Genomic DNA, 22,229 nt, shown 5'->3' with positions numbered 1-22,229 from the left:
TGGTTTTCTGCTTTTTTCTTCTCTTCATTCATTTTTCTCAAAAAAAGTGGTATAATGAATCTAAAAAGGGAGGTGCGATATGACACGATATGTACTGATTACTGGCGCGACAAGTGGTATCGGAAAGGCGATTGCCTATGCATTTGCTGAAAATCGAGATCATCTGATTATTACAGGACGAAGAGTGGAGAAGTTAAAAGAGATTCAGGCAGATTTGACAGCAAAATATGGTGTCACTGTCCATTACTACCAAATGGATGTCACACAAGCAGCAGAAGTAGTGACTGTTTGTGAGCAGATTCTTGCTCAGGTTCCTCAAATAGACATTTTAGTCAACAATGCGGGATTAGCTTTAGGACTTGATAAATTCTATGAATCGAACGTGTCTGATATGGTGACCATGCTGGATACCAATGTCAAGGGACTTCTTTATGTTACTCGTCAGCTCTTGCCAAGCATGGTCGCACGAAATACAGGTCATATCATCAATATTGGCTCCACAGCTGGAATCTATGCTTATGCTGGTGCAGCAGTTTATGCAGCTACTAAATCAGCGGTCAAGTTCTTGAGTGACGGTATCCGGATTGATACGATTGAAACAAATATCAAGGTAACGACCATTCAGCCAGGGATTGTAGAAACAGATTTTAGCGAGGTTCGCTTCCATGGAGATAGGGAGCGAGCAGCGACAGTTTACCAAGGTATTGAAGCATTACAAGCAGAAGATATTGCGCAAAGTGTCCTATTCGTTGCTAATCAACCCCGCCATGTTCAGATTTCAGATATGACGATTATGGCAACCAAGCAAGCAACTGGCTTTACCATTCACCGAGATTAGGAGGATTTACAGTTGAAAACAACCTATAAAATGAGTCTAACTCTATTATCTACATTACTTTTATTAACTGCTTGTTCCCAAAGTCAGGACCAAACTAGTAAGGAAAGTTCTACAGGGACTACAAGTCAGGTTTCTAGTACCAGTTCAAGCACAGCTTCGAGTAGCACAGAAACAAGCAGTAGCTTAAGTACTGCAGATGCTCTACATGGAAAAAATACAGGTGTAACACTTGAAAGTGGTCAAGATACAATCAAATATGCTACCATGATATTGGGTGAAAAAGAATGGCAAATCATTGAAGATAACTATAATCGTACAGATACGATGCCGTTTAACCTTCTTCAAGGAAATGATCATTCTCTCTATCGTGTTTATCAAAATGGTGTCATTACAGACATGGATGAGACGATTATTCACCAGCCATAATAAAAATAGCACCTTAAAACGGGTGCTATTTTATCTACTAAACAGATATGAAAAAGAGCGGGAAGGTGACTCATACTCTATAAAATTCAACATCTATCAACGTAGCTTGTGTCCTAAAAACCGCAGGGTAGCGGAGGTTAACTGAAGATTATTTCATAATCCTTATTTCCAACCTTCAACAGTCCGCTGGACTGTTGAAGCAAGGTGAGTTAACGACGTTAGATGTTGATTTTTGACGAGTATCAATTATTCCCACTCAACAGTTGCTGGTGGTTTGCTGGTAATGTCATAGACAATGCGGTTAACGTGATCGACTTCGTTGACGATACGAACAGAGATTTTTTGAAGGACTTCCCATGGAATCTTGGCGAAGTCTGCGGTCATGCCGTCAATAGATGTAATAGCACGAATCGCAATCGTATAGTCATAGGTACGGCCGTCTCCCATAACCCCAACAGAACGTACACCAGTGTTCACTGTGAAGTATTGCCAGATGTCTCGGTCAAGTCCAGCTTTTGCAATCTCTTCACGAAGAATGGCATCTGATTCACGTACCGTTTCCAGTTTTTCTTCGGTGATTTCCCCCATGACACGAATAGCCAGTCCTGGTCCTGGGAATGGCTGACGCCACACGATTTCATCAGGCATACCAAGTTCTGTTCCTAAGGCACGCACTTCGTCTTTGTAAAGGGTATTGAGTGGCTCAATCAATTTGAACTGCATATCTTCTGGTAATCCCCCTACATTGTGGTGGGATTTAATGGTTTGAGCAGTATCTGTCCCAGATTCGATGACATCCGTATAAAGTGTTCCTTGGGCAAGAAATGCGACATCTGTTAGCTTGCTTGCTTCGTCATCAAAGACATAAACAAATTCATTACCGATAATTTTGCGTTTTTGCTCAGGATCAGATACACCTGCTAATTTATCAAGGAAGCGTTTTGCAGCATCAGCTTTGACAATATTGAGACCGAATTTACCTCCCAACATATCCATGACTTGGTCAGCTTCACCCTTACGGAGAAGCCCATGATCAACGAAAATACAGATCAACTGGTCACCGATTGCTTTTTGCAGAAGAACCCCAACGACAGATGAGTCAACACCACCAGAAAGCCCAAGAAGGACTTTTTTATCTCCAACCGTTTCACGGATTTGCGCAATCTGCATATCAATGAAATTATCCATTGACCAGTCGCCTTTTGCTCCGCAGATATTAATCGCAAAGTTACGCAAAATATCATTTCCATAAACAGAATGACGAACCTCTGGGTGGAATTGAATCCCATAAATCTGCTTATCAGGATTTTCAATGGCTGCATAAGGACAATCAGCAGAAGTGCCTGTACGAACAAAGTTGTCAGGAATCTCTGTTACCGCATCTCCATGGCTCATCAAGACCAATTGCTCATCTGGAGTTCCTTCAAAGAGAGGAGAAGGAGTATGGGTAAGCTTTGACTGACCGTATTCACGATTTCCAGCATCTCCAGCCGGTACGACCTTGCCACCGAGTTTGTGGGTAATCAGCTGCATACCGTAGCAAATTCCTAAAATTGGAATCCCTAATTCAAAAATTTCTGGGTCAATATCAAACGATCCCTCTTCATAAACAGAATTTGGTCCTCCTGAAAGAACAATTCCAATCGGATTGATTTCCTTAACGTCAGCTGCTGAAATCTTGTGGCTTTTTAGCTCTGAAAATACACCAATTTCACGAATACGACGAGAAATCAACTGGTTATATTGGCTACCATAGTCTAACACAATAATTTTCTCTACATCTTTGCTTGTCATCTTATTTCCTTTCAAATCAATTATCACATGATGTTTCTTATTTTAACATAAAAACGAACAATTTGCAGTAAGAATGGTTAAAAAGATAGAAATTTGGTACAATAGAGTTAGAAACAAAGAGGAGTGATTATGAAAGCTGCTTATATTGTCATTCATGATAAATTAAAAGAGGAAATTGACCGTGGGATTTGGAAAATTGGAGAACGTTTGCCAAGTGAGCGAGACCTAGCAGATGAGTTTGGAGTGTCACGAATGACCTTGCGACAAGGGATTACGCTCTTAGTCGAAGAGGGAATTTTACAAAGAAAAGTCGGCTCAGGAACTTATGTAGCTAGTACCCGTGTCCAAGAAAAAATGCGGGGAACCATGTCTTTTACTGACATTATTCAACTACAAGGCAAAACTCCGTCTAGTCAATTATTATCCTATATCCGAACAAAGCCCAATGATAAGGAAGTTAGTCAATTGAATTTACAGGCAGGAGAGTATGTCGTGCGGATGGAACGTGTGCGTTTTGCGGATAATATTCCTGTTGTCTATGAAGTAGCGAGTATCCCAGAACGCTTAATTCAAAATGTCAAAAAGAGTGATGTCACCAATCATTTTTTCAAAACCTTGACTGAAAATGGCTACCGAATCGGGAAAAGTCACCAAACAATCTATGCTCGTTTGGCCAACGAAAAGGTTGCAAAACACTTGCAAATTACGAAAAATCAAGCTATTTTAGCGCTGCGCCAAGTATCGTATTTGGAGGACGGTCAACCTTTTGAATATGTAAATAGCCAGTACGTTGGTGAACGTTTTGAATTTTACCTGGAAAACAATTAGTTTACATAATCTTTATTATGTAAACCTTTTTTCTATTTAAAATGAGATAGGTAGGCTTTATCCTCTAGGAAAAATTTGGTATAATAGAGAGTATGGAAATTGAAAAAACGAATCGGATGAATGCCCTCTTTGAATTTTATGCGGCACTATTGACCGATAAACAGATGAATTATATCGAGCTCTACTATGCTGATGATTATAGCTTGGCTGAGATTGCAGAAGAATTTCAGGTCAGCCGTCAAGCGGTCTATGACAATATCAAGCGGACAGAAAAGATTTTAGAAGATTACGAAAAGAAATTGCATATGTATTCTGACTATATCGTTCGCAGCCAAATATTTGATCAAATTTTAGAACGTTATCCAGCAGATACATTTTTGCAAGAACAAATCACCATATTAAGTAGCATTGATAATAGAGAATAAAGGAGAATACCATGGCTTTTGAAAGTTTAACCGAACGTTTACAGAACGTCTTTAAAAATCTGCGCCGTAAAGGCAAAATTAGCGAAAGTGATGTCCAAGAGGCTACCAAGGAAATTCGTCTTGCCCTTCTGGAAGCAGACGTTGCCTTGCCAGTTGTAAAAGAGTTTATCAAGAAAGTCCGTGAACGTGCAGTTGGTCACGAAGTGATTGAAACGCTCAATCCTGCACAACAAATCATCAAAATTGTTGATGAAGAGTTAACTGCGATTCTAGGATCTGACACAGCTGAAATCACTAAATCACCAAAAATCCCTACTATTATCATGATGGTTGGTCTGCAAGGGGCTGGTAAAACAACCTTTGCTGGAAAACTAGCTAACAAACTCAAAAAAGAAGAAAATGCCCGTCCTTTGCTGATTGCAGCGGATATTTATCGTCCAGCAGCTATTGAACAGTTGAAAACCTTAGGGCAACAAATCGACGTTCCTGTCTTTGAATTGGGAACAGGTGTGCCAGCAGTTGATATTGTCAAGCAAGGTCTTGAAGTGGCCAAACAACAAAATAACGACTATGTCCTGATTGATACGGCAGGGCGTTTGCAAATTGACCAAGTGCTGATGAACGAATTACGAGATGTCAAGGCACTTGCCCAACCAAATGAAATCCTCCTCGTCGTCGATGCCATGATTGGTCAAGAAGCTGCTAACGTTGCTCGTGAGTTTAATGACCAGCTTGAGGTGACTGGGATTATCTTAACCAAGATCGATGGGGATACTCGTGGTGGTGCCGCACTGTCTGTCCGTCATATCACTGGCAAACCAATCAAGTTTACAGGTACTGGTGAGAAAATTACCGATATTGAAACATTCCATCCGGATCGTATGTCTAGCCGTATTTTGGGGATGGGAGACTTGCTGACTCTGATTGAGAAGGCTTCACAAGAATACGATGAGAAGAAATCACTTGAACTCGCTGAAAAAATGCGAGAAAATACCTTTGATTTCAATGATTTTATCGATCAATTAGACCAAGTACAAAATATGGGACCGATGGAAGACCTGCTCAAGATGATTCCAGGAATGGCTGGAAATCCTGCCCTTGCTAATCTCAAGGTCGATGAGCGAGAAATTGCTCGAAAACGGGCGATTGTATCATCCATGACTCCAGCTGAACGTGAAAATCCTGATTTGCTGACTCCAAGCCGTCGTCGTCGGATTGCGAACGGCTCAGGAAATAGCTTTGTCGATGTCAACAAGTTCATTAAAGACTTTAACCAAGCAAAGGCTATGATGCAGGGGGTTATGTCTGGCGATATGAATAAGATGATGAAACAAATGGGAATCAATCCCAATAATCTTCCTAAAAATATGCCAAACAACATGGATATGTCCGCTCTTGAAGGGATGATGGGTCAGGGGGGAATGCCTGATTTATCAGCCCTAGGTGGTGCTGGCATGCCAGATATGAGTCAGATGTTTGGTGGGGGCTTAAAGGGTAAAATCGGTAAATTTGCCATGGAACAATCCATGAAACGCATGGCCAACAAAATGAAGAAAGCGAAAAAGAAGAGAAAATAATCTCTTCTTTTTACATCATTTTAATTATGTATATTATAAACGATAAGCCATGACAATCTCATCTTCATCACTGTATCCGGTTTCGTAAAAGCCCATTTTTTCATAAGACTGTTTCGCTATATGATTAGTTGATAACAATTTAGCTTATACTATGCTGACAATACAATACACTTAGCAAAATAATTGCAGGCGCTGATATGACAGAGGACACTTCCAGAAGAGAATTGTTGCTAACTTGGGTTGGGCTCAACAGCTTTCTAAGATATCGGTTCGTGAATAGCAAGGCAGGAGAATGGAGAGTGTGTGACATGTATCTTAGTAATGCAGCGAAATCTACTGAGTATCCTGGTGTTACCATAGACAAATTTGTGAAAAAGGAGTAGAATATTTATATTAGTTTTAACAACTGCAATTAATGTATCAGGAGGTTATGTAATGAATTTATTGGAACGTATGAAACCATACTCTAAGTGTGGAGCGTGGGCTATCTGGGAAAGCAATCGCGAAGATGGTCATTTTATAGCACCAAACGATATGGTTGAAGACACCGATTTTTCTAAGTTTATCGATGAGCTACAACCTAACAATTATGTTATCTTAGGAATGAATCCTGGAGGTGTCTTAGACCCAGAAGCAGCAAAAACTGCGACACGGCTTAGCAACAATGTTGAGAGACCTTGGAATAACTTCCATAACATCGGCAAAAGTAACGATCATGGATTTGCAGAAGCCTTAAATAACTCCATTCTTAGAGGATCATATATGACAGACTTCTTTCCGATTCCAGGGAGCAGTAGTGACGGTGTGATAAAGTTTGTCACTCAAAAGGAAAATGCTAAGCTTGTAGAGAGGCTTGTCAAAGAACTTGATGAAGAATTACATAAACTCTTACCAGATCAAGAAGAAATTATTCTTATCTGCATCGGATCTACTTCAAAAGCTTGGACTAATAAGTATTTGATTGAACCTTCTACTCGAATCAAAGGTTTGAAGAACACTTACAAGGTCATCGGTTTACCGCATTATTCAAATGCAAACAGAAGAACAATCAAAAACTTGTCTGAAAAATATAGCGTTGAAAACAATTATGCTAGCGTGGTGAATCACATTTTACAGCTTGAGCTATATATGGAAAAAACCAAAAGTTAAAAAATGCGTTACATAACCTTTTGTTTAATATAAAGGAGATTCTCATGAAGATAAGACAGGTTTTCCAGGGGTTACTTCTCACGGCATCAATTGAAATCATATAGACGATGGATGTTACCAAAGTTAAGAAATAAGTAAACACCTCAAAAACCAATGTAAAATATCGGCTTTCAATGACTTTATAATCATTCGTCAATATTGAAATTGCCAGACTGCTTGTAATCTGCTCATTTCCTCCAAAATAACCTTTAAAAAAATTATTTTTCAATTTCTGATTAAGAATACTTACAGCACGTGCTTTTACGACCCAAGCAAGATAACTGGAAAAAACACAATAGATCGTATTGTAATCGCACAAATTGCAAAATACAAAATTTACTGAGAAGTAAGTAGAATTTGTTGAAAATGTTACTATCCTTGAAATGATTTCAGCATAGACAACTTATTCATGGAACTGAATTTAGAAAAACAAACATAGTTCAATCAGTCTCAAGCAAATAACACCTAGGATAAAGAAAATCCATAGCGAGAACACTTCAAAACAATAAAGATCTATTTCTAGAGACGTCCTAAATTCAATACCTTTTTAAATTATAGATGAATGCAATATAATAATAGACGATTTTCCATTTTCTATATTTCTATATTGCATTCACGTCACCAGATTCTACATAAAATTTATAAAAACTAAAAATATATGAACAATTGATCTAATCGGTTCTAAACTCTTGATATATTTAAGATAGAATCATAAAGCACAAAATGACAGTCATGTTTGCAATCTGTATAAGATTTCAATTGTACGAAATGAAGTCGAAAAGTACCTACCTAACTTGAGGTTTGATAGATTTATAAGAATAGCCGAGGTAATTGTGAAATCCTGTTTACCTCTGAATAACGTACATTTTTGAGAAAATTTCTAGGAAAAAATTTTTTGGTTATGTTACATATCTCTATCGCATACATCTTTCCGAAAAACTATAATTTTCTTGAAATATATCTATTATTGTGCTATACTCTGGATAAGAAGAAAATTTGGAGAATTCTTATGCGACGCGAATTACTACTAGAAAAAATCGAACAATTAAAGGAAATAATGCCGTGGTATGTCTTGGACTACTACCAATCAAAGTTGGCTGTCCCCTACAGTTTTACGACCTTGTATGAATATTTGAAAGAATACCGACGTTTTTTTGAATGGTTAATCGATACGGATTTAGTATCGGTAACGACCATGGCTGAAATTCCTTTAGATACCTTGGAACAGCTCACTAAGAAAGACATGGAATCCTTTATTCTCTATCTACGGGAAAGACCTTTGCTGAATGCCAATACGACACAAAATGGGGTATCACAAACGACAATTAATCGTACCTTGTCTGCTCTATCAAGCCTCTACAAATACCTGACTGAGGAAGTTGAAAATGATCAGGGAGAGCCTTATTTTTACCGTAATGTTATGAAGAAGGTTTCAACGAAGAAGAAAAAGGAAACGCTTGCTGCTAGAGCTGAAAATATCAAGCAAAAACTCTTTTTGGGGGACGAAACCATGGAGTTTTTAGAGTATGTTGAGACCCAATATCCCGTCAAACTGTCAAAGCGTGCTCTCTCTTCCTTCCAAAAAAACAAAGAACGAGATTTAGCCATTCTAGCCCTACTGCTGGCTTCTGGAGTACGTCTTTCTGAAGCGGTCAATCTTAATCTGGCTGATGTCAATGTCAAGATGATGATGATTGATGTTACACGAAAAGGTGGGAAACGAGACTCGGTTCATGTAGCGGGGTTCGCAAAGCCTTACTTGGAATCCTATCTGGCCATTCGTCAGCAACGCTATAAGGCTGAAAAGACAGATTTCGCTTTCTTCTTATCGGAATACCGTGGCTTGCCAAATCGTATGGATGCGTCCAGTATTGAAAAAATGGTCGCAAAATATTCTGCAGATTTTAAAATTCGGGTCACACCCCATAAGCTCCGCCATACGCTAGCTACTCGTCTCTATGATGCAACAAAATCTCAAGTGCTTGTCAGCCATCAATTGGGTCATGCGAATACGCAGGTTACAGACCTCTATACCCACATTGTCAATGATGAACAAAAAAATGCTTTGGATCAATTATAAAATAGTTTACATAACAAAAGGGCTCTTTGTCAACTGTAGTGGGTAGATGTCAGCTAACATCTAGAGAGGACCAAGTTGGTCTTCTCTTTTTTGATATTGATGGCAATCAAAATCCGCTTTTTGAAGTTTTCAAAGTTCCGAAATCCAAAGGCATTACGCTTGATGACTTTGATAAGATTATTGGTAGCTTCCAATTTAGCGTTGGAATAAGGCAATTCCAAGGCGTTTAAAACCTTGTCCTTATCCTTTAGAAACGTCTTAAATACCGTCTGGAAAATAGGGTTAACAGTGGCTATTTCTTGCTCAATTAGGTCAAAGAAATGATCTGAGTTTTTCTCTTGGAAATGGAATAAAAGAAGTTGATAGAGTTCATAATGTTGTCGTAACTCATCTGAGTAGGATAGGAGCTTGTCTAAGATTTCCTTATTGGTCAAATGCATGCGAAAAGTAGGGCGATAAAACCGCTTGTCACTGAGTTTACGGCTATCTTGTTGTACCAGTTTCCAGTAGCGTTTGAGCGTCTTGTATTCATGCGATTTGCGGTCAAAAGCATTCATGATTTGTATGCGGACACGGTTCATAGCACGAGCTAAATGTTGCACAACGTGGAAGCGATCCAGCACGATTTTGGCATGAGGAAAAAGTTGTTTGGCTAGTTGATAGTAAGGGCTAAACATGTCCATAGTGATGATTTTAACGCGATTTCTGACCTGTCTAGGGTATCTCAGAAAGTGATTTCGGATGGTTGCTTGCGTTCTTCCATCAAGGATAGCGATGATGTTATTTGTGTCAAAATCTTGAGCGATAAAGCTCATTTTCCCTTTCTTGAAGGCATACTCATCCCAGGACATGACTTCTGGAAGCTTATCCCAATCCGTTTCAAATTTAAACTCATTGAGTTTTCGAATAACTGTAGATGTAGAAATGGAGAGTCTGTGTGCGATATGTGTCATTGCTTGCTTTTCGATGAGTAATTGTGCGATTTTCTGGTTGACAGCGACAGAGATTTGATGGTTCTTCTTAACAATAGGAGTTTCAGCGACCGCTATTTTCCCACAGTCTTTGCACTTGAAACGACGCTTTCGAAGGCGGATAAGTAGCGGGTAGCCAGCAGTTTCTAAGTAGGGGATTTTAGAGGCTTTCTGGAAGTCGTACTTAGCCATTTGTCCCTTGCAGGAAGGGCATTTAGGGGCTGTGTAATCCAAGTGACCGTGGAGTTCTAAGTGTGTTCCCATGTCGCATTCATTAGTGATAGTGATATTTTTGTCTTTCATTTTGAGAAAATTTGTGATAAGATTTAGTTGTTCCATATGAGTCTTTCTAAATGATAGTTTTGTCGCTTTTCATTATAGGTCATATGGAACTTTTTTTCTACACTGAAAAAGGCTCCATAATCTCTGTGGCGGGCGTACCCACTACAGATATTATAGAGCCAACAAAAGTTATGTAAACTATTTTTCTTTATTCTCCGATTATTTCTTTCATTTTTGTTTTATTCACCTGAGGATAGGATGCTAAAAATGCAGATAGACACTTGAGGATTGGAACAATGTAACCTGCTTGATCATTTTCCACTTGGAGAACCAATAAAGGTTCATGAAGACTCATTCTCAGTAAGAACCAGCCATCTCCGTATGGCGAGGTGACATCAAAACGCACTCCTTCTTCATTTTCTGGATTAAAGTGAAAGCCGTCAATCGTTTGTGCTTGTAAGTCCGCAATCACTAGTTCGCCTAATGCGCGATAATCAGGCACTTCTAGTTTAAAGCGGACTTCTTGTGTTTCTACGGGCTGTTTCAACTGGGCAATTAAATCATCCAAACTCCGGCCTTCTGCTTGTAAACGTGGTAAGAGCATAAGAATTTTGGCTGCGGCGTAGGTTCCATCATCAAGGAAATAATTTTCCTTAAAGGCAGCATGGCCAGATGTTTCAATGGCCAGTTGACAATCAATCCCTTCTTGATTGGTGTGAATCGCTTTATTGATGACATTACGGTAGCCCGAGATATAGCGAATCTGTTTACCACCTAATTCTTCAATGAAGCGTTTCAAATGCTCAGAAGTTGGGGAATTGGTTACAATGCTTGTTCCAGGGTGTTCTTGTAAAATGATTTGGCTGAGAACGGCAATGAGATTATTTCGATTTAAAATCTCTCCTGATTGAGTAACCAAGGCAGCACGGTCTACATCCGTATCAAAGATAATGCCTAAGTCAGCTTGATGTTTAAGGACTGCTGCTTGAATACTCGCCATAGCTTCCTTGTTGTCTGGATTTGGAATATGATTTGGGAAGGTTCCGTCTGGATCAAGAAATTGAGAACCACTTGTATCTGCTCCTAAAGCTTGTAAGACCTTGTCCGCAAAGAAACCTCCAGCTCCATTTCCTGCATCTACAATGATGTGTAGTCCTTTTAATGGCTCTTCTTTCCCTTGATTTGCTAAGCGGATTTTTCCAACCAAATCGGCTGCGTACGGTGTCAATAAGTCCGCCGAACGAATTGCTCCATTTTCCTGAGCTGGTAATACTTCGTCATTTTCTAGGATAAAAGTAATATCCTCATGTTCTGCACCGCCTTTTTGGCTGAAGATTTTAATCCCATTAAAGTAATACGGTAAGTGGCTTGCTGTTACCATGATACCGGCATGACATGAAAATTCCTCATACTGCGTGCTCATAAAAAGGGCTGGGGTCGTTGCGAGACCAAAATCAATCACTTGTATTCCCAGGCGGACGGCTTCTTTTGTAAAGGTTTCAACCAAACTAGGTCCGCTAAGGCGACTATCACGACCAATTCCAATGGTTAATTGACCTTCTTGATAGACCTTATGAAGGGTCTCGTCTTGACACAGCCAACGAACTAAGCCATGTACGATTTTGATTACGGCCTCAGGTGTGAGGTTAACGGCCAATTCGTCTGTTGCAATCGCAATTCCACGAATATCAGACCCATTTTGCAAAGCATGATGTGACATAACTTCCTCCTTTATGTATTCCTAGTATATCATCTTTTAAACCGTTTTCAAGCCCTTATTTAGAATCCATACAGAGATTTTTATAGTAGTATTGCAAGTGAATCTGAAAAATTTTTGTGTCAGGAAGCAGCATAGAAAGATAATTCGGTATATTATTTACATAATATATATTATGTAAATAATACTAGCATTCTATTTTCACAATTCCGTGGTTTCCTATTGGTAGGATAGGAGTAATCTGCCCGTTTTCAAAGAGATAGACTCCACCATAAGCCTCTTGTTTGTCTATTGAATAGGAATTAACAAGGTAGATAGGCTTAGACAGCTTTTTTGTCTGCTCCGCATATTCATGCTGTGCAGTCTGCCATTCTTCAGGTGAATAATCGATGTAAACAGGCCAAAGGCAGATATCATATTCTAAGGCAGTCAGACGATTCAACAAATTTTCGTGCCATAAATCACCACAGATAGCTGTGACAAAGCGTGTACCTTGATAGTCGAAGACCTCAAAACGCTGTCCTTCTTGATACTGTTTGCCTACACCTTTCTCTTTCCAGCCTTGTGAAATTCGTCGATAGGTAGACAGAATATCTCCAGTTGCCCCAATACATAATTGGCTACTGTAGAGTTTTTCTTCATTTTTCTCAAAAAAGCCAATCGAAATGGCCATCTGATAGGTTTGAGCAATTGTTTTTAGCCTGTTTATTTCGGGGGAGTTTTGTTCAACTGCCCGTTTTTTATCCCTATCATAAGACCATGTAAGGCCATCAAATCCTTGGAGATAGGCTTCTCCGAAAACGATAATATCGCATTCTGCTGCTTCTTTACAATATTGTTCAATTCGTTCCAGTTGCAGTTCAACTGCATGACTGGTCATGAGACCAGAAACAAGGGCTAGCTTCATCTGCTTCTCCTACTTCTTCCAAATACGAACCTGAGTTCCTTGATCAATTTGACTGCTAATATCAATCGATAAGGCTAACTGGGTGAGCACCCGTTTGGTCAAATAAAGACCAAATCCACTGGCTTTCTGATGTTCACGCCCATTGTAACCGGTAAATCCTTCGTCAAATAAGCGGGGAAGATCCTCTGGTAAAATTCCAATCCCCTGATCGATAATCGTGACGCCATTTTCCAGATGAATGATAATGGATTTTTTATTTTGACTGTACTTAATAGCGTTATCGATCACTTGGGACAGGGAAAAGGATAGCCACTTCCGATCGCTTTTTACCTGCCATTCCCTTTTATGTCAAGACTCAACTCCTTTTGCAAAAACTGACTGCGGTACTTTTTAACCAAGTCGACAATCAGTTCTCGAACCTCAATCATCTCAAAGCGAAAATCACTGGTCTGATTGGACAACTTCATGTAATTGAGAAGATTTGTCATATAATTGTCAAGTCGTAGTAATTGGTGATTGACCTCAGTTTGAGAAAGCTGATTTGTTTGGCTCATCAAAGAGAGGGCAGCCAAGGGGACTTTCATCTGGTGAGACCACATTTTGATCACGGACTGCCACTCATTTTCACGAGATTTGTAGGCAAGGATGAGGGCGTTACTTGCTTCTTTCTCGCGTTCTAACAAGGCTAAATAAGCCAAATCAGATGGCAAATTGAGCTCTGTTCCTTTTATTTCTCCCGTAAAGTTTTCAATGATTTCTTGTTTTCGTTTAAAATGAAAAAATAGCCAAACAGTCCAGATAGCAAGGAGAACACTGATAAAAAAGAGACTTTGTAAGAGAAAATCAAATGGAAGCTGATAGAGAAGAAACAAGACGAATATACTGAACCCGATAGTAAGATAAACAAGGTACCAACCAGCATATTCTTTGAGAAATTTTATGATCATTGAACAATATACCCCACTCCACGAATGGTATGAATACGATCAAATCCTAGTTCGCTGACTTTTTTACGTAAACGTGCCATATTGACATTCAAGGTGTTTTGATCAATAAATTCCTCGTTTTCCCACAGTTGCTCCAGTAGCTTTTCCTTGGTTACAACCTGACCTTGCTGTTGCATAAGGGTAGTGAGAATTTTGGTCTCTGTCGGTGAGAGTTGGATGTGCTTATCTTGGTAGCTGAAACGCCCGTCCATATTCAATTGGTAATCCTCTAAGACAAGGTGATTAATCTGTGTGAACTGTTGGATGCGGCGCAAAAAGGCAGCAATTTTAGCATCCAAAAGAGGAAGGGAGAAGGGTTTGGCGATAAAATCATCTCCTCCCATATTCATAGCCATGACAGCGTTCATTTCATCATCGCTACTGGAAATAAAAATAATCGGCATGGTCATGGTCTTGCGAATTTCTGTCGTCCAATAAAAGCCATTAAAGTACGGAAGACTGATGTCCATAAGAACCACATCGGGTTGCCATTCTGCTATTTCTTGGCTCACTGCACGAAAATTATGGACACTTTTCACGTGATAGTTTTGGCTCAGATGACTCATCAATAGCTGTACAATCGTTTCATCATCTTCTACGATATAAATTTTGTCTTTGTTCATAGTCTTATTGTATCAAAAAAGTGACCGACAAAGCCACTTTTTCTGTAATCTATTCTATACAGAATACGCCTAATATCCAGTTGTTAATGAACAAGGTCTATCTTTCAATAATGCGGTAATAAGCCCTACTTGTCCATTTGTAAATAATGTAATACAGCAAGCAGATAAGGAGAATGGTTATGCCACTTACAGTATAAATCATCTTGTGTGAGGTTACGCCAAACATGAGCAACATCTGCTTCAACATGGTAAGTGAGGCGATAAAATGGAGAATGGCCATACCTAGCGGCATAAAGAAGACAAGTAAAACCTGAGAGTTAATGGTCTTTTTAACAGCGGTTTGGCTCATTCCCACCTCTTGAAGAATCTTGTAAGATTTCTTATCTTCATGCCCTTCAGAATACTGTTTATAGTAGATAATCAAGGCAGCCCCCAATAAGAAGCTGATGCCAAGCAAGAATCCTGTAAAGAGGAAACCACCTACAAAACCGAGTATTTCATTTTGGAAGTCTTCTTTTTGGACAACAAACCCCAGACTTTGACTCCCGTCTTCTGTCATGAAATTTCCATCAGTTGCTCCGACCAAGGCTTGAAATTCCTCACGGCTTAGATTGGTCTGGACTTGATAATTCACCAACTGTTCTCCTTTGTCCCTACTTTCTTTAAAGGCTTGGACAAATTCTTGGAGTACCTGATCATTGCTTACGATAAGTAGAGCAGGATTATAGGTGTTTAGCAAGTCAGAAACCTGAATATTTTGTACACCTTCTACGACGTCAAAGGTCTTTTTTCCAAGAACAACTGATTCCAGATGACTGGTCTGATTTGGGCAGTAAAATCCAACTTGCTGCTCTTTTAACTCAGGAATTGTATTGCCCAATTTTCGAACATCTTCTTGGGTCATAATATACAAAGTGGTAAATCCAGTAATAGAAGGATGATTCAGAGTCTCTTTATTTAAAGGAAGGGTCTTACTACCGTCATAGGAAATCGTTTCAGCAAAACTGAGATAACTCACACTATCGTTTGCTTTTTCCGGATAGGTATCAAGCACCGTTTTCTGAAAGAATGCTTCTCCTTCTTGCCTGCTTTGAACGTGGTAGGTAATGCTACTTTCTTTCGGAAAGAGCACATCCATAGTATTTGTCATATTAGTATAAAGCGACGTAGTTGTTGCAATCGTCACAAAGGCCATAATAGCAAGAATAGTAATATTGGCAAGCCCTGTTGCGTGCTGTTTCATACGGAAAATCATCTGGGATGTTGCGATGAAATGTTCCGGTGTATAGAAATACTTCTTCTGCTTGCGACGACGTTTCAAATACCAAGCAATAAAACTAATATAAAAGAGATAGGTTCCTGCAATGACAAATAAAACCGCAATAAAGAAGCTGTATAAAACGACAATCGGCGTAACTTGACTAGATGAAAGAGATAGATAATACCCTACACCAAGACAAATGAGGGCCAAAATGGCAAGAAGACTATTCCCTCTTGGCTCTTTCTCACCTTCTTCTTTACTTTTAAATAAAATGAGAGGAGATGAGAACTGTACTTTATAAATAGTTAAGAGTTCCAAAAGGAAAAATATCCCTGAGAAAATGAGACTATTGAGGAAAAGAGCAAAATGCAGATTTGTTCCATGGATCAGATTGACAAAAATCAAGTACATTAGGTTGGCAAATGCTACACTCAAGATACTTCCTAGAACAATGACCAGAATAAGAATCATCAGCAATTCAAGCGTGGCAATCAAGGCCAGCTTTTTCTTATTCATGCCAAGCATATTGTATAAACCAAATTCCCTACCACGCTGCTTCATTAGGAAATTAAAGCTATAGATTTCCATGATAAGAGAAAAAATCGTAAGAACTCCACTACCTAAACCAAGCGCTAGCGCTCCTGTTCCCATTGTTTTTGCAATAGGACTTAGCATCAAGAGGATAATCGAACAATTCAGGACGAAAAGGACTAAAGTCGCTAGAATAAAGGGCGCAAAAGTTTGAAAGGATTTCTGAATGTTACCATAAGCTAATTTGAGATAGAACATACCCTACTCACCTCCTAGAAGTGCAGACATGCTGAGTGAGATTTCCTTGGCGAAATCGCCACTTGATTTATTAGCCTTATAAAGCTGATGAAAAATCCGACCGTCCTTGATAAAGAGGACTCGCCTAGCATGACTAGCTGCATTGGCTGAATGGGTTACCATTAGAATGGTTTGACCGGCTATATTGATTTCTTCAAAGAGAGTTAATAAATCTTCTGAATTACGATAGTCAAGTGCTGCTGTTGGCTCATCAGCAAGAATCAATTGCGGTTGGGTAATCAAACTGCGGGCAATGGCTATTCGCTGCTTTTGTCCACCTGAAAGTTCAAAGGGACGCTTGTTGAGCAAGTCTTCAATCCGTAAGGTTGGAGCAAGTTGCGCTAGTCGTGCTTCCATTTCGTGATAGGATTTTCTTGCCAATACCAGTGGCAGAAAAATATTATCCCGTATTGACAGGGTATCCAATAAATTAAAATCTTGGAAGACAAATCCGAGGTTGCGCAGGCGGAAATCTGCTAATTGGCTTTCCTTGATTTTGGTAATGTCTTGATTTTTGAGAATAACATTGCCATTGCTCGGTTTATCAAGGGTAGCTAGGATATTGAGTAGGGTTGTTTTACCAGAGCCACTTTCTCCCATGATTGCAATAAATTCTCCTTCTTCTACCTTAAAATCAACATCTTGAAGGGCGCGTGTTTCTTCTTTTGAAAAACGGGTACGATAGACTTTTTCTAAATGATTGATTTCTAAAAACATAAAAACTCCTTTTCCTTTTGCAGTATGTATTTGTAGGAGAAAGATGACCTTGCTTGACATGAGGACTTTGAAGGTGTGCGACTGCTATTCATAGTGCTTGCTTGGGCTCCTTCAACTAGTACTTCTCCTACTTCCTTTTATGCTTTTATTATACTCTTGTTCCATAGAGCCTTACCTTACAGACTTGTCACTCCACCTTACAATTTTGTAATATTCGTCAAAAATGAACATCTGATGTCGTTGTCTAATCAGATGTTGATTGTTATAGAGTATAAGATTTTGCAATCGCTCATTTTCTTTCTTAGAGTATACCATAAAAAAACTCGCCTGCTAAGCGCAGGACGAGCTTTTTAGGAGCGAGTTTGACTGATATAAGCAATCATATCATCAAGTTCTTTTCGACTGTCCGTTGTGAGAAGGTAGATTGTATCTCCCTGGAGAGCAGCAAAGGCGCGTGGCATGCGTTTTTCCATTTTTAGTTGATTGGCATAGTGCTCACGCAATTCCTCTTCACTATGTTGATACTGGGTTTGGTCACGACGTGTAATAGCAAGACAGTACTGAGGAGCAAAGCGACGTTCAGCCACTCCTTCTCCTGCCACAATACTAGCGTAATCACGGTACAAATCAATCGAATGAGCAAAGTTATAAACGTCTACTGTAAAACCGCCTGCAGGACGATTATTGTACTCAATCGCAATATAGTCATCGCCTTCACGGAAAAATTCAATATGGAAGAAGCGCTCTTTCATACCAAAGGTTTTGACAATCGAACGACCATAGGCTTGGAGTTTTGGATCGATTGTTTTCAAAATGTAGTAAGCATTGTCTTTTTGACCTTCTAAAAGCTCAAGCGGAGTATAGTGGTAATCAAAGGTTGTTTCAAAGACAATATTTCCTTCAGCATCTATTAAGCCATCGTAGGTACAAATTTCACTTGAATGAACGAATTTTTCAAAGAAATAGACCGTTTCATGATCCCATTGCTCTGCAAAATGATCCACATCTGCTAGGCTGGTCAATTTGTAAGTTGCTGCTGCACCGACCCCGTTATCTGGTTTAGCAATCATCGGAAGATCAATTGTTTTCACTGCTCTAGCAATGTCTTTTTCAGTCTTTATGACCTGACCAGGAACGACTGGAACACCTGCTTGCTTGAAATATTTCTTCATTTTTGATTTGAACTTGGTCTTACGCAGGTGTTTTGGCTTAGCGCCAAAGACATGGAATTGCTCCCGCAAAACCGCATCATTTTCTAGCCAATATTCATTGTGGGATTCGATTCGGTCAATTGGTCCGTGCTTATAGAATAAAAAGGCAACTGCACGCTTGACTTCCTCAATATCTTCCAGGTTTTCGACACGGAAATACTCTGTTAATGCCCCTTGTAAATCAGGGCCCAACTGTTCATATGGCTCTTGACCAATTCCCAAGACATTGATTCCTTTTTTAGCCAATTCAAGCGTAAAGGGTTGAAAATTTTCAGGATAATAGGGCGAAATAACAATGAAATTCATATAAGATTACCTTTCTATAAATCTAGTGTACGTAGGAAATAAGGCATCTGCTTTCTCCACCATACCCAATCATGAGCCACATCGCTTCCCCATTCATCAAACCAGGCAGGGATATTTTTCTCAGCAAAGGCTGCTTTGAGAGTGTAAAAACTTGGCAGACCATCCTGCTCCCAATCCCCGAGACCAGAGCAGACAATGATGTCAGATTGGCGATAGCGATCAATAAACCAACCATCATTTTGGTTCCAAATGTAATCCGCAGGGGAATTTTGGTAAACGGCATCATCTTGGCCATAATCTTGATTCCCATTAAAGAAACGGGCATCATATACACCAGAAAGCGCAATAACCTTATTAAACACATCAGGATGTTGCAAGAAGAAGTTCAAGGCATGGTAAGCCCCCATTGAACAACCGGTTGTCATCATTGGCTCAAACCAGTTTGTCTTATGTTTGATAAAAGGAATAGCTTCTTCAATCACATACCGTTCGTAAGCACGATGCGCTTCTGCACGATCGTGTATTGGCTTCCAATCTGCCAACCAGCTCTCTTTATCAACGCTAGTTAGGGTAAAAAACTGTACTTTTCCAGCTTCAATGGATCCTTTACAAGCCTCTATCATGCCAAAATCGGCATATTCCGTGTAGGCTCCGCCTGATGAAGCAAAAACAACGACTGGAATACCAGCATGTCCATAGCGATTGAGATTCATCTCTCGACCTAAATTTCCTGACCAATGACTTAAAAATTCTACATGCATCTATTTATCTCCTTACCATTTTTCACTTAAAAATCGCAGACAATCAGCTAGATATTTTGCCCAAGCCTCTTCATTGTGAATAGCGCCTGAAATAATCTCTAGCGTGAGATTGTCCAAATCCACTCCTCCCGCAATCAACTGGCGATAATAGGAAAGTGATGAGTGGATATAGGCTTGCTTGATGTTGCCTGCCATTAATGTTTTATCGGTATCATCTGCTTCTTCTGTCCCTACATAAATATAGACACGTTGCTCCTTGTCTAGCTCTTGGCGCTCAATATAGCGATCAAAAGCTTCTTGGTGGAGCCAGTTAGCAGATGAAAAGACCCCCAAGCAACCAATCTGATCTTGATAAGCCAAGCCCATAAATTGGGTAATATTGCCACCTAATGAAGACCCAATCATGGCAGTATGGGCTTTGTCAGCCTTCGTACGGTAGGTACTATCAATAAAGGGTTTGACTACTTCCATGACAAATTCAGCATATTCTGTTCCCTTACCACCAAATTGAACACCGGGAATATTGAGCTCTTTATATTTCCAAGCAGAATATTCATTCATGCGCTGGAAACCGTCGTTGTCAATAGCGACAACAATCATCTTGGCGATGTCAGGATTGCGTTTAATCGTCGGAATCACCTTCCAAGAATGCCCGCTAAATGCTTCCTTGCTATAAAGGACATTTTGTCCGTCATGGAAGTAAACGACAGGATAGGTTTGCTCCGTATCGGTTTCATAATTTTTGGGGAGCAAAACACGGACACGGCGCTTCTCCTTTGAATAGGGAACCTCCAATTCGTGGGTTTTCATCTCAAGATAAAAGTAAGACTTATTCATCACATTCTCATTTCCATTTCAGCTAAGACTAGTATAGCATACTTTTAATAAAATATTCAGAAAATTTAGTTATTATTTTTTAAAAGAATCAGAAAAAACGAACGAAATCCCTCAAAATCCCTTGTCATTCCTAAAAAAACTGTTTATCTTCATTGATAGAGATGAGGATTTGCTAGGGAACATAGACCAGCTCTATCTAGCTCAAGAGCAAAACGAAGCCAAGCATCTACTGCTCAGCTTCGTTTCACTTGTCTTACAAGTTTTCACCATTGCTTGCAATCACATCGCGATACCAGAAGAATGATTTTTTCCGATATCGCTCCAAATCACCACTTCCATCATCATGTCGATTAACATAAATCAAGCCATAGCGTTTGGACATTTCTGCAGTAGACATCGACACGCAATCAATACAGCCCCAAGATGTGTAGCCCATAATCTCTACCCCATCTAAAATCGCTTCTTTTACTTGTGCTAAATGCTTGTGCATATAATCAATACGGTAGTCATCAAGAACCGTCATTGTCCCGTCTGCACCAACAACTAGTTCGTCTTTGGCTCCCAGACCATTTTCAACAATGAATAAGGGAATTTGATAGCGGTCATAGTAACGATTGAGTACCAAGCGTAGACCAATTGGATCAATCTGCCAACCCCAATCAGAGGCTTCCAAATATGGGTTGCTTAAGCCACCTAAGATATTGCCACGTCCTGAAGCGTATTTGCTCTTATCAAAGGCCTCGGTGATACTCATGTAATAGCTGAAAGATAAGAAATCGACAGGATAGTTTTTCAACAATTCAGCATCCCCTTCTTCGAATTGAATCTCAATTCCATGCTCCTTGAAGAATCGGTTAGCATATTTCGGGTATTCTCCACGAACATGAATATCAGAAAAGAGATAGTTCAAATTCTCAAACTGATGAGCAGCTAAGACATCTCTGGGGTCAGAAGTCATTGGATAAGCTGGCATAGCAAGTACCATACAACCGACTTTAAAATCTGGATTGATTTCATGAGCTAGTTTGGTCACTAAGCTAGAAGCAACTAATTCGTGGTGGATTGCCTGATATAAATCCTGTTTTGTCAATTGCTCTTTTGGAATATCAATACCACCGCTGGTAAATGGGAGTTCTAACACAGAATTCACTTCATTAAATGTGAGCCAATAACGAACCTTATGCTTATACCGTTCAAACACTGTACGGGCATATTTTTCAAACAAGCCAATCATATCTCGATTGATCCATCCGTGATACTGGCGTGCAAGATAGAGCGGTGTTTCATAATGTGATAATGTCACCAATGGTTCAATTCCATATTTATGAAGTTCATCAAATAAATCATCATAAAACTGAAGACCAGCTTCATTTGGCGTTTCTTCATCTCCATTTGGAAAAATCCGACTCCACGAAATGGATGTCCGAAAGACCTTAAATCCCATTTCTGCCATTAGAGCGATGTCTTCCTTGTAGCGATGATAGAAATCAATGCCGTCAAGTTTTAAATTATCTGGAGTAGGAGACTCTGTCCAAGCTCCAAGACCGCCATTTGGTAGTACATCTTGCACAGAAAGTCCTTTTCCGTCAACGTTATAAGCTCCTTCAACTTGGTTAGCAGCTAATGCGCCACCCCATAGAAAATTTTCTGGAAATACTCCCATTGT

Annotated in this window: 18 protein-coding genes and 1 pseudogene; 7 read left to right on the top strand and 12 right to left on the bottom strand. The window is 39.6% G+C overall.

What is annotated here, in order from left to right:
• Nucleotides 1-79 precede the first annotated feature (79 nt).
• Both A4H00_RS09660 and A4H00_RS09655 read left to right on the top strand, forming a co-directional pair.
• Nucleotides 80-838, top strand: coding sequence for an SDR family NAD(P)-dependent oxidoreductase (locus A4H00_RS09660; protein WP_067090306.1), 759 nt, complete (start codon nucleotides 80-82; stop codon nucleotides 836-838).
• Nucleotides 839-850: 12 nt separating this feature from the next.
• Nucleotides 851-1,264, top strand: a complete 414-nt coding sequence (locus tag A4H00_RS09655) for a lipase chaperone (RefSeq protein WP_067090302.1) — start codon at nucleotides 851-853, stop codon at nucleotides 1,262-1,264.
• A gap of 246 nt (nucleotides 1,265-1,510) precedes the next feature.
• Here A4H00_RS09655 and guaA read toward each other — a convergent pair whose 3' ends face one another.
• Nucleotides 1,511-3,058: a glutamine-hydrolyzing GMP synthase gene (gene guaA / locus A4H00_RS09650; RefSeq protein ID WP_067090299.1), complete on the bottom strand. Its 1,548-nt coding sequence runs from the start codon at nucleotides 3,056-3,058 to the stop codon at nucleotides 1,511-1,513.
• A gap of 129 nt (nucleotides 3,059-3,187) precedes the next feature.
• Between guaA and A4H00_RS09645 the strand changes: the two genes are divergently transcribed.
• The 5 genes from A4H00_RS09645 (at nucleotide 3,188) to xerS (ending at nucleotide 9,156) form a co-directional block, all read left to right on the top strand.
• The gene (locus A4H00_RS09645) at nucleotides 3,188-3,886 is read left to right on the top strand and encodes a GntR family transcriptional regulator (protein ID WP_067090295.1); all 699 of its coding nucleotides are present in this window, start codon (nucleotides 3,188-3,190) and stop codon (nucleotides 3,884-3,886) included.
• Nucleotides 3,887-3,978: 92 nt separating this feature from the next.
• On the top strand, nucleotides 3,979-4,311 hold the full coding sequence (locus A4H00_RS09640) for a putative DNA-binding protein (protein WP_067090292.1): 333 nt from the start codon (nucleotides 3,979-3,981) through the stop codon (nucleotides 4,309-4,311).
• A gap of 11 nt (nucleotides 4,312-4,322) precedes the next feature.
• On the top strand, nucleotides 4,323-5,888 hold the full coding sequence (gene ffh, locus A4H00_RS09635; RefSeq protein ID WP_067090288.1) for a signal recognition particle protein: 1,566 nt from the start codon (nucleotides 4,323-4,325) through the stop codon (nucleotides 5,886-5,888).
• Between the two features lie 435 nt (nucleotides 5,889-6,323).
• Entirely contained in the window at nucleotides 6,324-7,037 is a 714-nt protein-coding gene (locus A4H00_RS09630; protein WP_067090284.1) for a hypothetical protein, read from the top strand.
• A 1,048-nt stretch (nucleotides 7,038-8,085) separates the two neighbouring features.
• Nucleotides 8,086-9,156: a tyrosine recombinase XerS gene (xerS, locus tag A4H00_RS09625; RefSeq protein WP_067090281.1), complete on the top strand. Its 1,071-nt coding sequence runs from the start codon at nucleotides 8,086-8,088 to the stop codon at nucleotides 9,154-9,156.
• A 53-nt stretch (nucleotides 9,157-9,209) separates the two neighbouring features.
• Here the strand turns inward: xerS and A4H00_RS09620 are convergent, their stop codons facing one another.
• The 11 genes and pseudogenes from A4H00_RS09620 to A4H00_RS09570 all read right to left on the bottom strand — a co-directional run bounded on the left by A4H00_RS09620 (nucleotide 9,210) and on the right by A4H00_RS09570 (nucleotide 22,226).
• Complete coding sequence (locus A4H00_RS09620; RefSeq protein WP_067090277.1) at nucleotides 9,210-10,466, bottom strand: ISL3 family transposase; 1,257 nt, start codon at nucleotides 10,464-10,466, stop codon at nucleotides 9,210-9,212.
• Nucleotides 10,467-10,617: 151 nt separating this feature from the next.
• Nucleotides 10,618-12,129 carry a phosphohexomutase domain-containing protein gene (locus A4H00_RS09615; RefSeq protein WP_067090273.1) on the bottom strand — a complete coding sequence of 504 codons (1,512 nt, stop codon included), beginning with the start codon at nucleotides 12,127-12,129 and terminating at the stop codon, nucleotides 10,618-10,620.
• Nucleotides 12,130-12,313: 184 nt separating this feature from the next.
• Nucleotides 12,314-13,033 carry a carbon-nitrogen hydrolase family protein gene (locus A4H00_RS09610; RefSeq protein WP_067090269.1) on the bottom strand — a complete coding sequence of 240 codons (720 nt, stop codon included), beginning with the start codon at nucleotides 13,031-13,033 and terminating at the stop codon, nucleotides 12,314-12,316.
• A 9-nt stretch (nucleotides 13,034-13,042) separates the two neighbouring features.
• Nucleotides 13,043-13,980, bottom strand: a pseudogene (locus tag A4H00_RS09605) (sensor histidine kinase).
• A complete protein-coding gene (locus A4H00_RS09600) occupies nucleotides 13,977-14,642 on the bottom strand; it encodes a response regulator transcription factor (protein WP_067090266.1) in 666 nt (221 codons plus the stop codon). Before A4H00_RS09600 ends, A4H00_RS09605 begins: the two are co-directional and overlap by 4 nt.
• Before the next feature lie 97 nt (nucleotides 14,643-14,739).
• Nucleotides 14,740-16,692: an ABC transporter permease gene (locus tag A4H00_RS09595; protein ID WP_067090261.1), complete on the bottom strand. Its 1,953-nt coding sequence runs from the start codon at nucleotides 16,690-16,692 to the stop codon at nucleotides 14,740-14,742.
• A gap of 3 nt (nucleotides 16,693-16,695) precedes the next feature.
• Nucleotides 16,696-17,448 (bottom strand): ABC transporter ATP-binding protein, encoded by a 753-nt coding sequence (locus tag A4H00_RS09590; RefSeq protein ID WP_067090258.1) that lies wholly within the window; start codon nucleotides 17,446-17,448, stop codon nucleotides 16,696-16,698.
• Between the two features lie 350 nt (nucleotides 17,449-17,798).
• Entirely contained in the window at nucleotides 17,799-18,965 is a 1,167-nt protein-coding gene (locus A4H00_RS09585) for an ATP-grasp domain-containing protein (protein WP_067090254.1), read from the bottom strand.
• A 14-nt stretch (nucleotides 18,966-18,979) separates the two neighbouring features.
• On the bottom strand, nucleotides 18,980-19,726 hold the full coding sequence (locus tag A4H00_RS09580; protein ID WP_067090251.1) for an esterase family protein: 747 nt from the start codon (nucleotides 19,724-19,726) through the stop codon (nucleotides 18,980-18,982).
• A 12-nt stretch (nucleotides 19,727-19,738) separates the two neighbouring features.
• Nucleotides 19,739-20,563 (bottom strand): alpha/beta hydrolase, encoded by an 825-nt coding sequence (locus tag A4H00_RS09575; protein ID WP_067090246.1) that lies wholly within the window; start codon nucleotides 20,561-20,563, stop codon nucleotides 19,739-19,741.
• Nucleotides 20,564-20,816: 253 nt separating this feature from the next.
• Complete coding sequence (locus A4H00_RS09570) at nucleotides 20,817-22,226, bottom strand: glycoside hydrolase family 1 protein (RefSeq protein WP_067090242.1); 1,410 nt, start codon at nucleotides 22,224-22,226, stop codon at nucleotides 20,817-20,819.
• Between the last annotated feature and the right edge of the window lie 3 nt (nucleotides 22,227-22,229).

The sequence above is a fragment of the Streptococcus marmotae genome (genome assembly GCF_001623565.1).
GTDB lineage: Bacteria > Bacillota > Bacilli > Lactobacillales > Streptococcaceae > Streptococcus > Streptococcus marmotae.
This window is presented reverse-complemented; position numbering and strand designations above follow the sequence as displayed.

What these genes read in the sequence shown, in the direction of transcription:
- A4H00_RS09660 (WP_067090306.1), top strand. Translation starts at nt 80, where the DNA reads ATGACACGATATGTACTGATTACTGGCGCGACAAGTGGTATCGGAAAG.
- guaA (WP_067090299.1), bottom strand. Translation starts at nt 3,058, where the DNA reads ATGACAAGCAAAGATGTAGAGAAAATTATTGTGTTAGACTATGGTAGC.
- A4H00_RS09645 (WP_067090295.1), top strand. Translation starts at nt 3,188, where the DNA reads ATGAAAGCTGCTTATATTGTCATTCATGATAAATTAAAAGAGGAAATT.
- A4H00_RS09640 (WP_067090292.1), top strand. Translation starts at nt 3,979, where the DNA reads ATGGAAATTGAAAAAACGAATCGGATGAATGCCCTCTTTGAATTTTAT.
- ffh (WP_067090288.1), top strand. Translation starts at nt 4,323, where the DNA reads ATGGCTTTTGAAAGTTTAACCGAACGTTTACAGAACGTCTTTAAAAAT.
- A4H00_RS09630 (WP_067090284.1), top strand. Translation starts at nt 6,324, where the DNA reads ATGAATTTATTGGAACGTATGAAACCATACTCTAAGTGTGGAGCGTGG.
- xerS (WP_067090281.1), top strand. Translation starts at nt 8,086, where the DNA reads ATGCGACGCGAATTACTACTAGAAAAAATCGAACAATTAAAGGAAATA.
- A4H00_RS09620 (WP_067090277.1), bottom strand. Translation starts at nt 10,466, where the DNA reads ATGGAACAACTAAATCTTATCACAAATTTTCTCAAAATGAAAGACAAA.
- A4H00_RS09615 (WP_067090273.1), bottom strand. Translation starts at nt 12,129, where the DNA reads ATGTCACATCATGCTTTGCAAAATGGGTCTGATATTCGTGGAATTGCG.
- A4H00_RS09610 (WP_067090269.1), bottom strand. Translation starts at nt 13,033, where the DNA reads ATGAAGCTAGCCCTTGTTTCTGGTCTCATGACCAGTCATGCAGTTGAA.
- A4H00_RS09600 (WP_067090266.1), bottom strand. Translation starts at nt 14,642, where the DNA reads ATGAACAAAGACAAAATTTATATCGTAGAAGATGATGAAACGATTGTA.
- A4H00_RS09595 (WP_067090261.1), bottom strand. Translation starts at nt 16,692, where the DNA reads ATGTTCTATCTCAAATTAGCTTATGGTAACATTCAGAAATCCTTTCAA.
- A4H00_RS09590 (WP_067090258.1), bottom strand. Translation starts at nt 17,448, where the DNA reads ATGTTTTTAGAAATCAATCATTTAGAAAAAGTCTATCGTACCCGTTTT.
- A4H00_RS09585 (WP_067090254.1), bottom strand. Translation starts at nt 18,965, where the DNA reads ATGAATTTCATTGTTATTTCGCCCTATTATCCTGAAAATTTTCAACCC.
- A4H00_RS09580 (WP_067090251.1), bottom strand. Translation starts at nt 19,726, where the DNA reads ATGCATGTAGAATTTTTAAGTCATTGGTCAGGAAATTTAGGTCGAGAG.
- A4H00_RS09575 (WP_067090246.1), bottom strand. Translation starts at nt 20,563, where the DNA reads ATGAATAAGTCTTACTTTTATCTTGAGATGAAAACCCACGAATTGGAG.
- A4H00_RS09570 (WP_067090242.1), bottom strand. Translation starts at nt 22,226, where the DNA reads ATGGGAGTATTTCCAGAAAATTTTCTATGGGGTGGCGCATTAGCTGCT.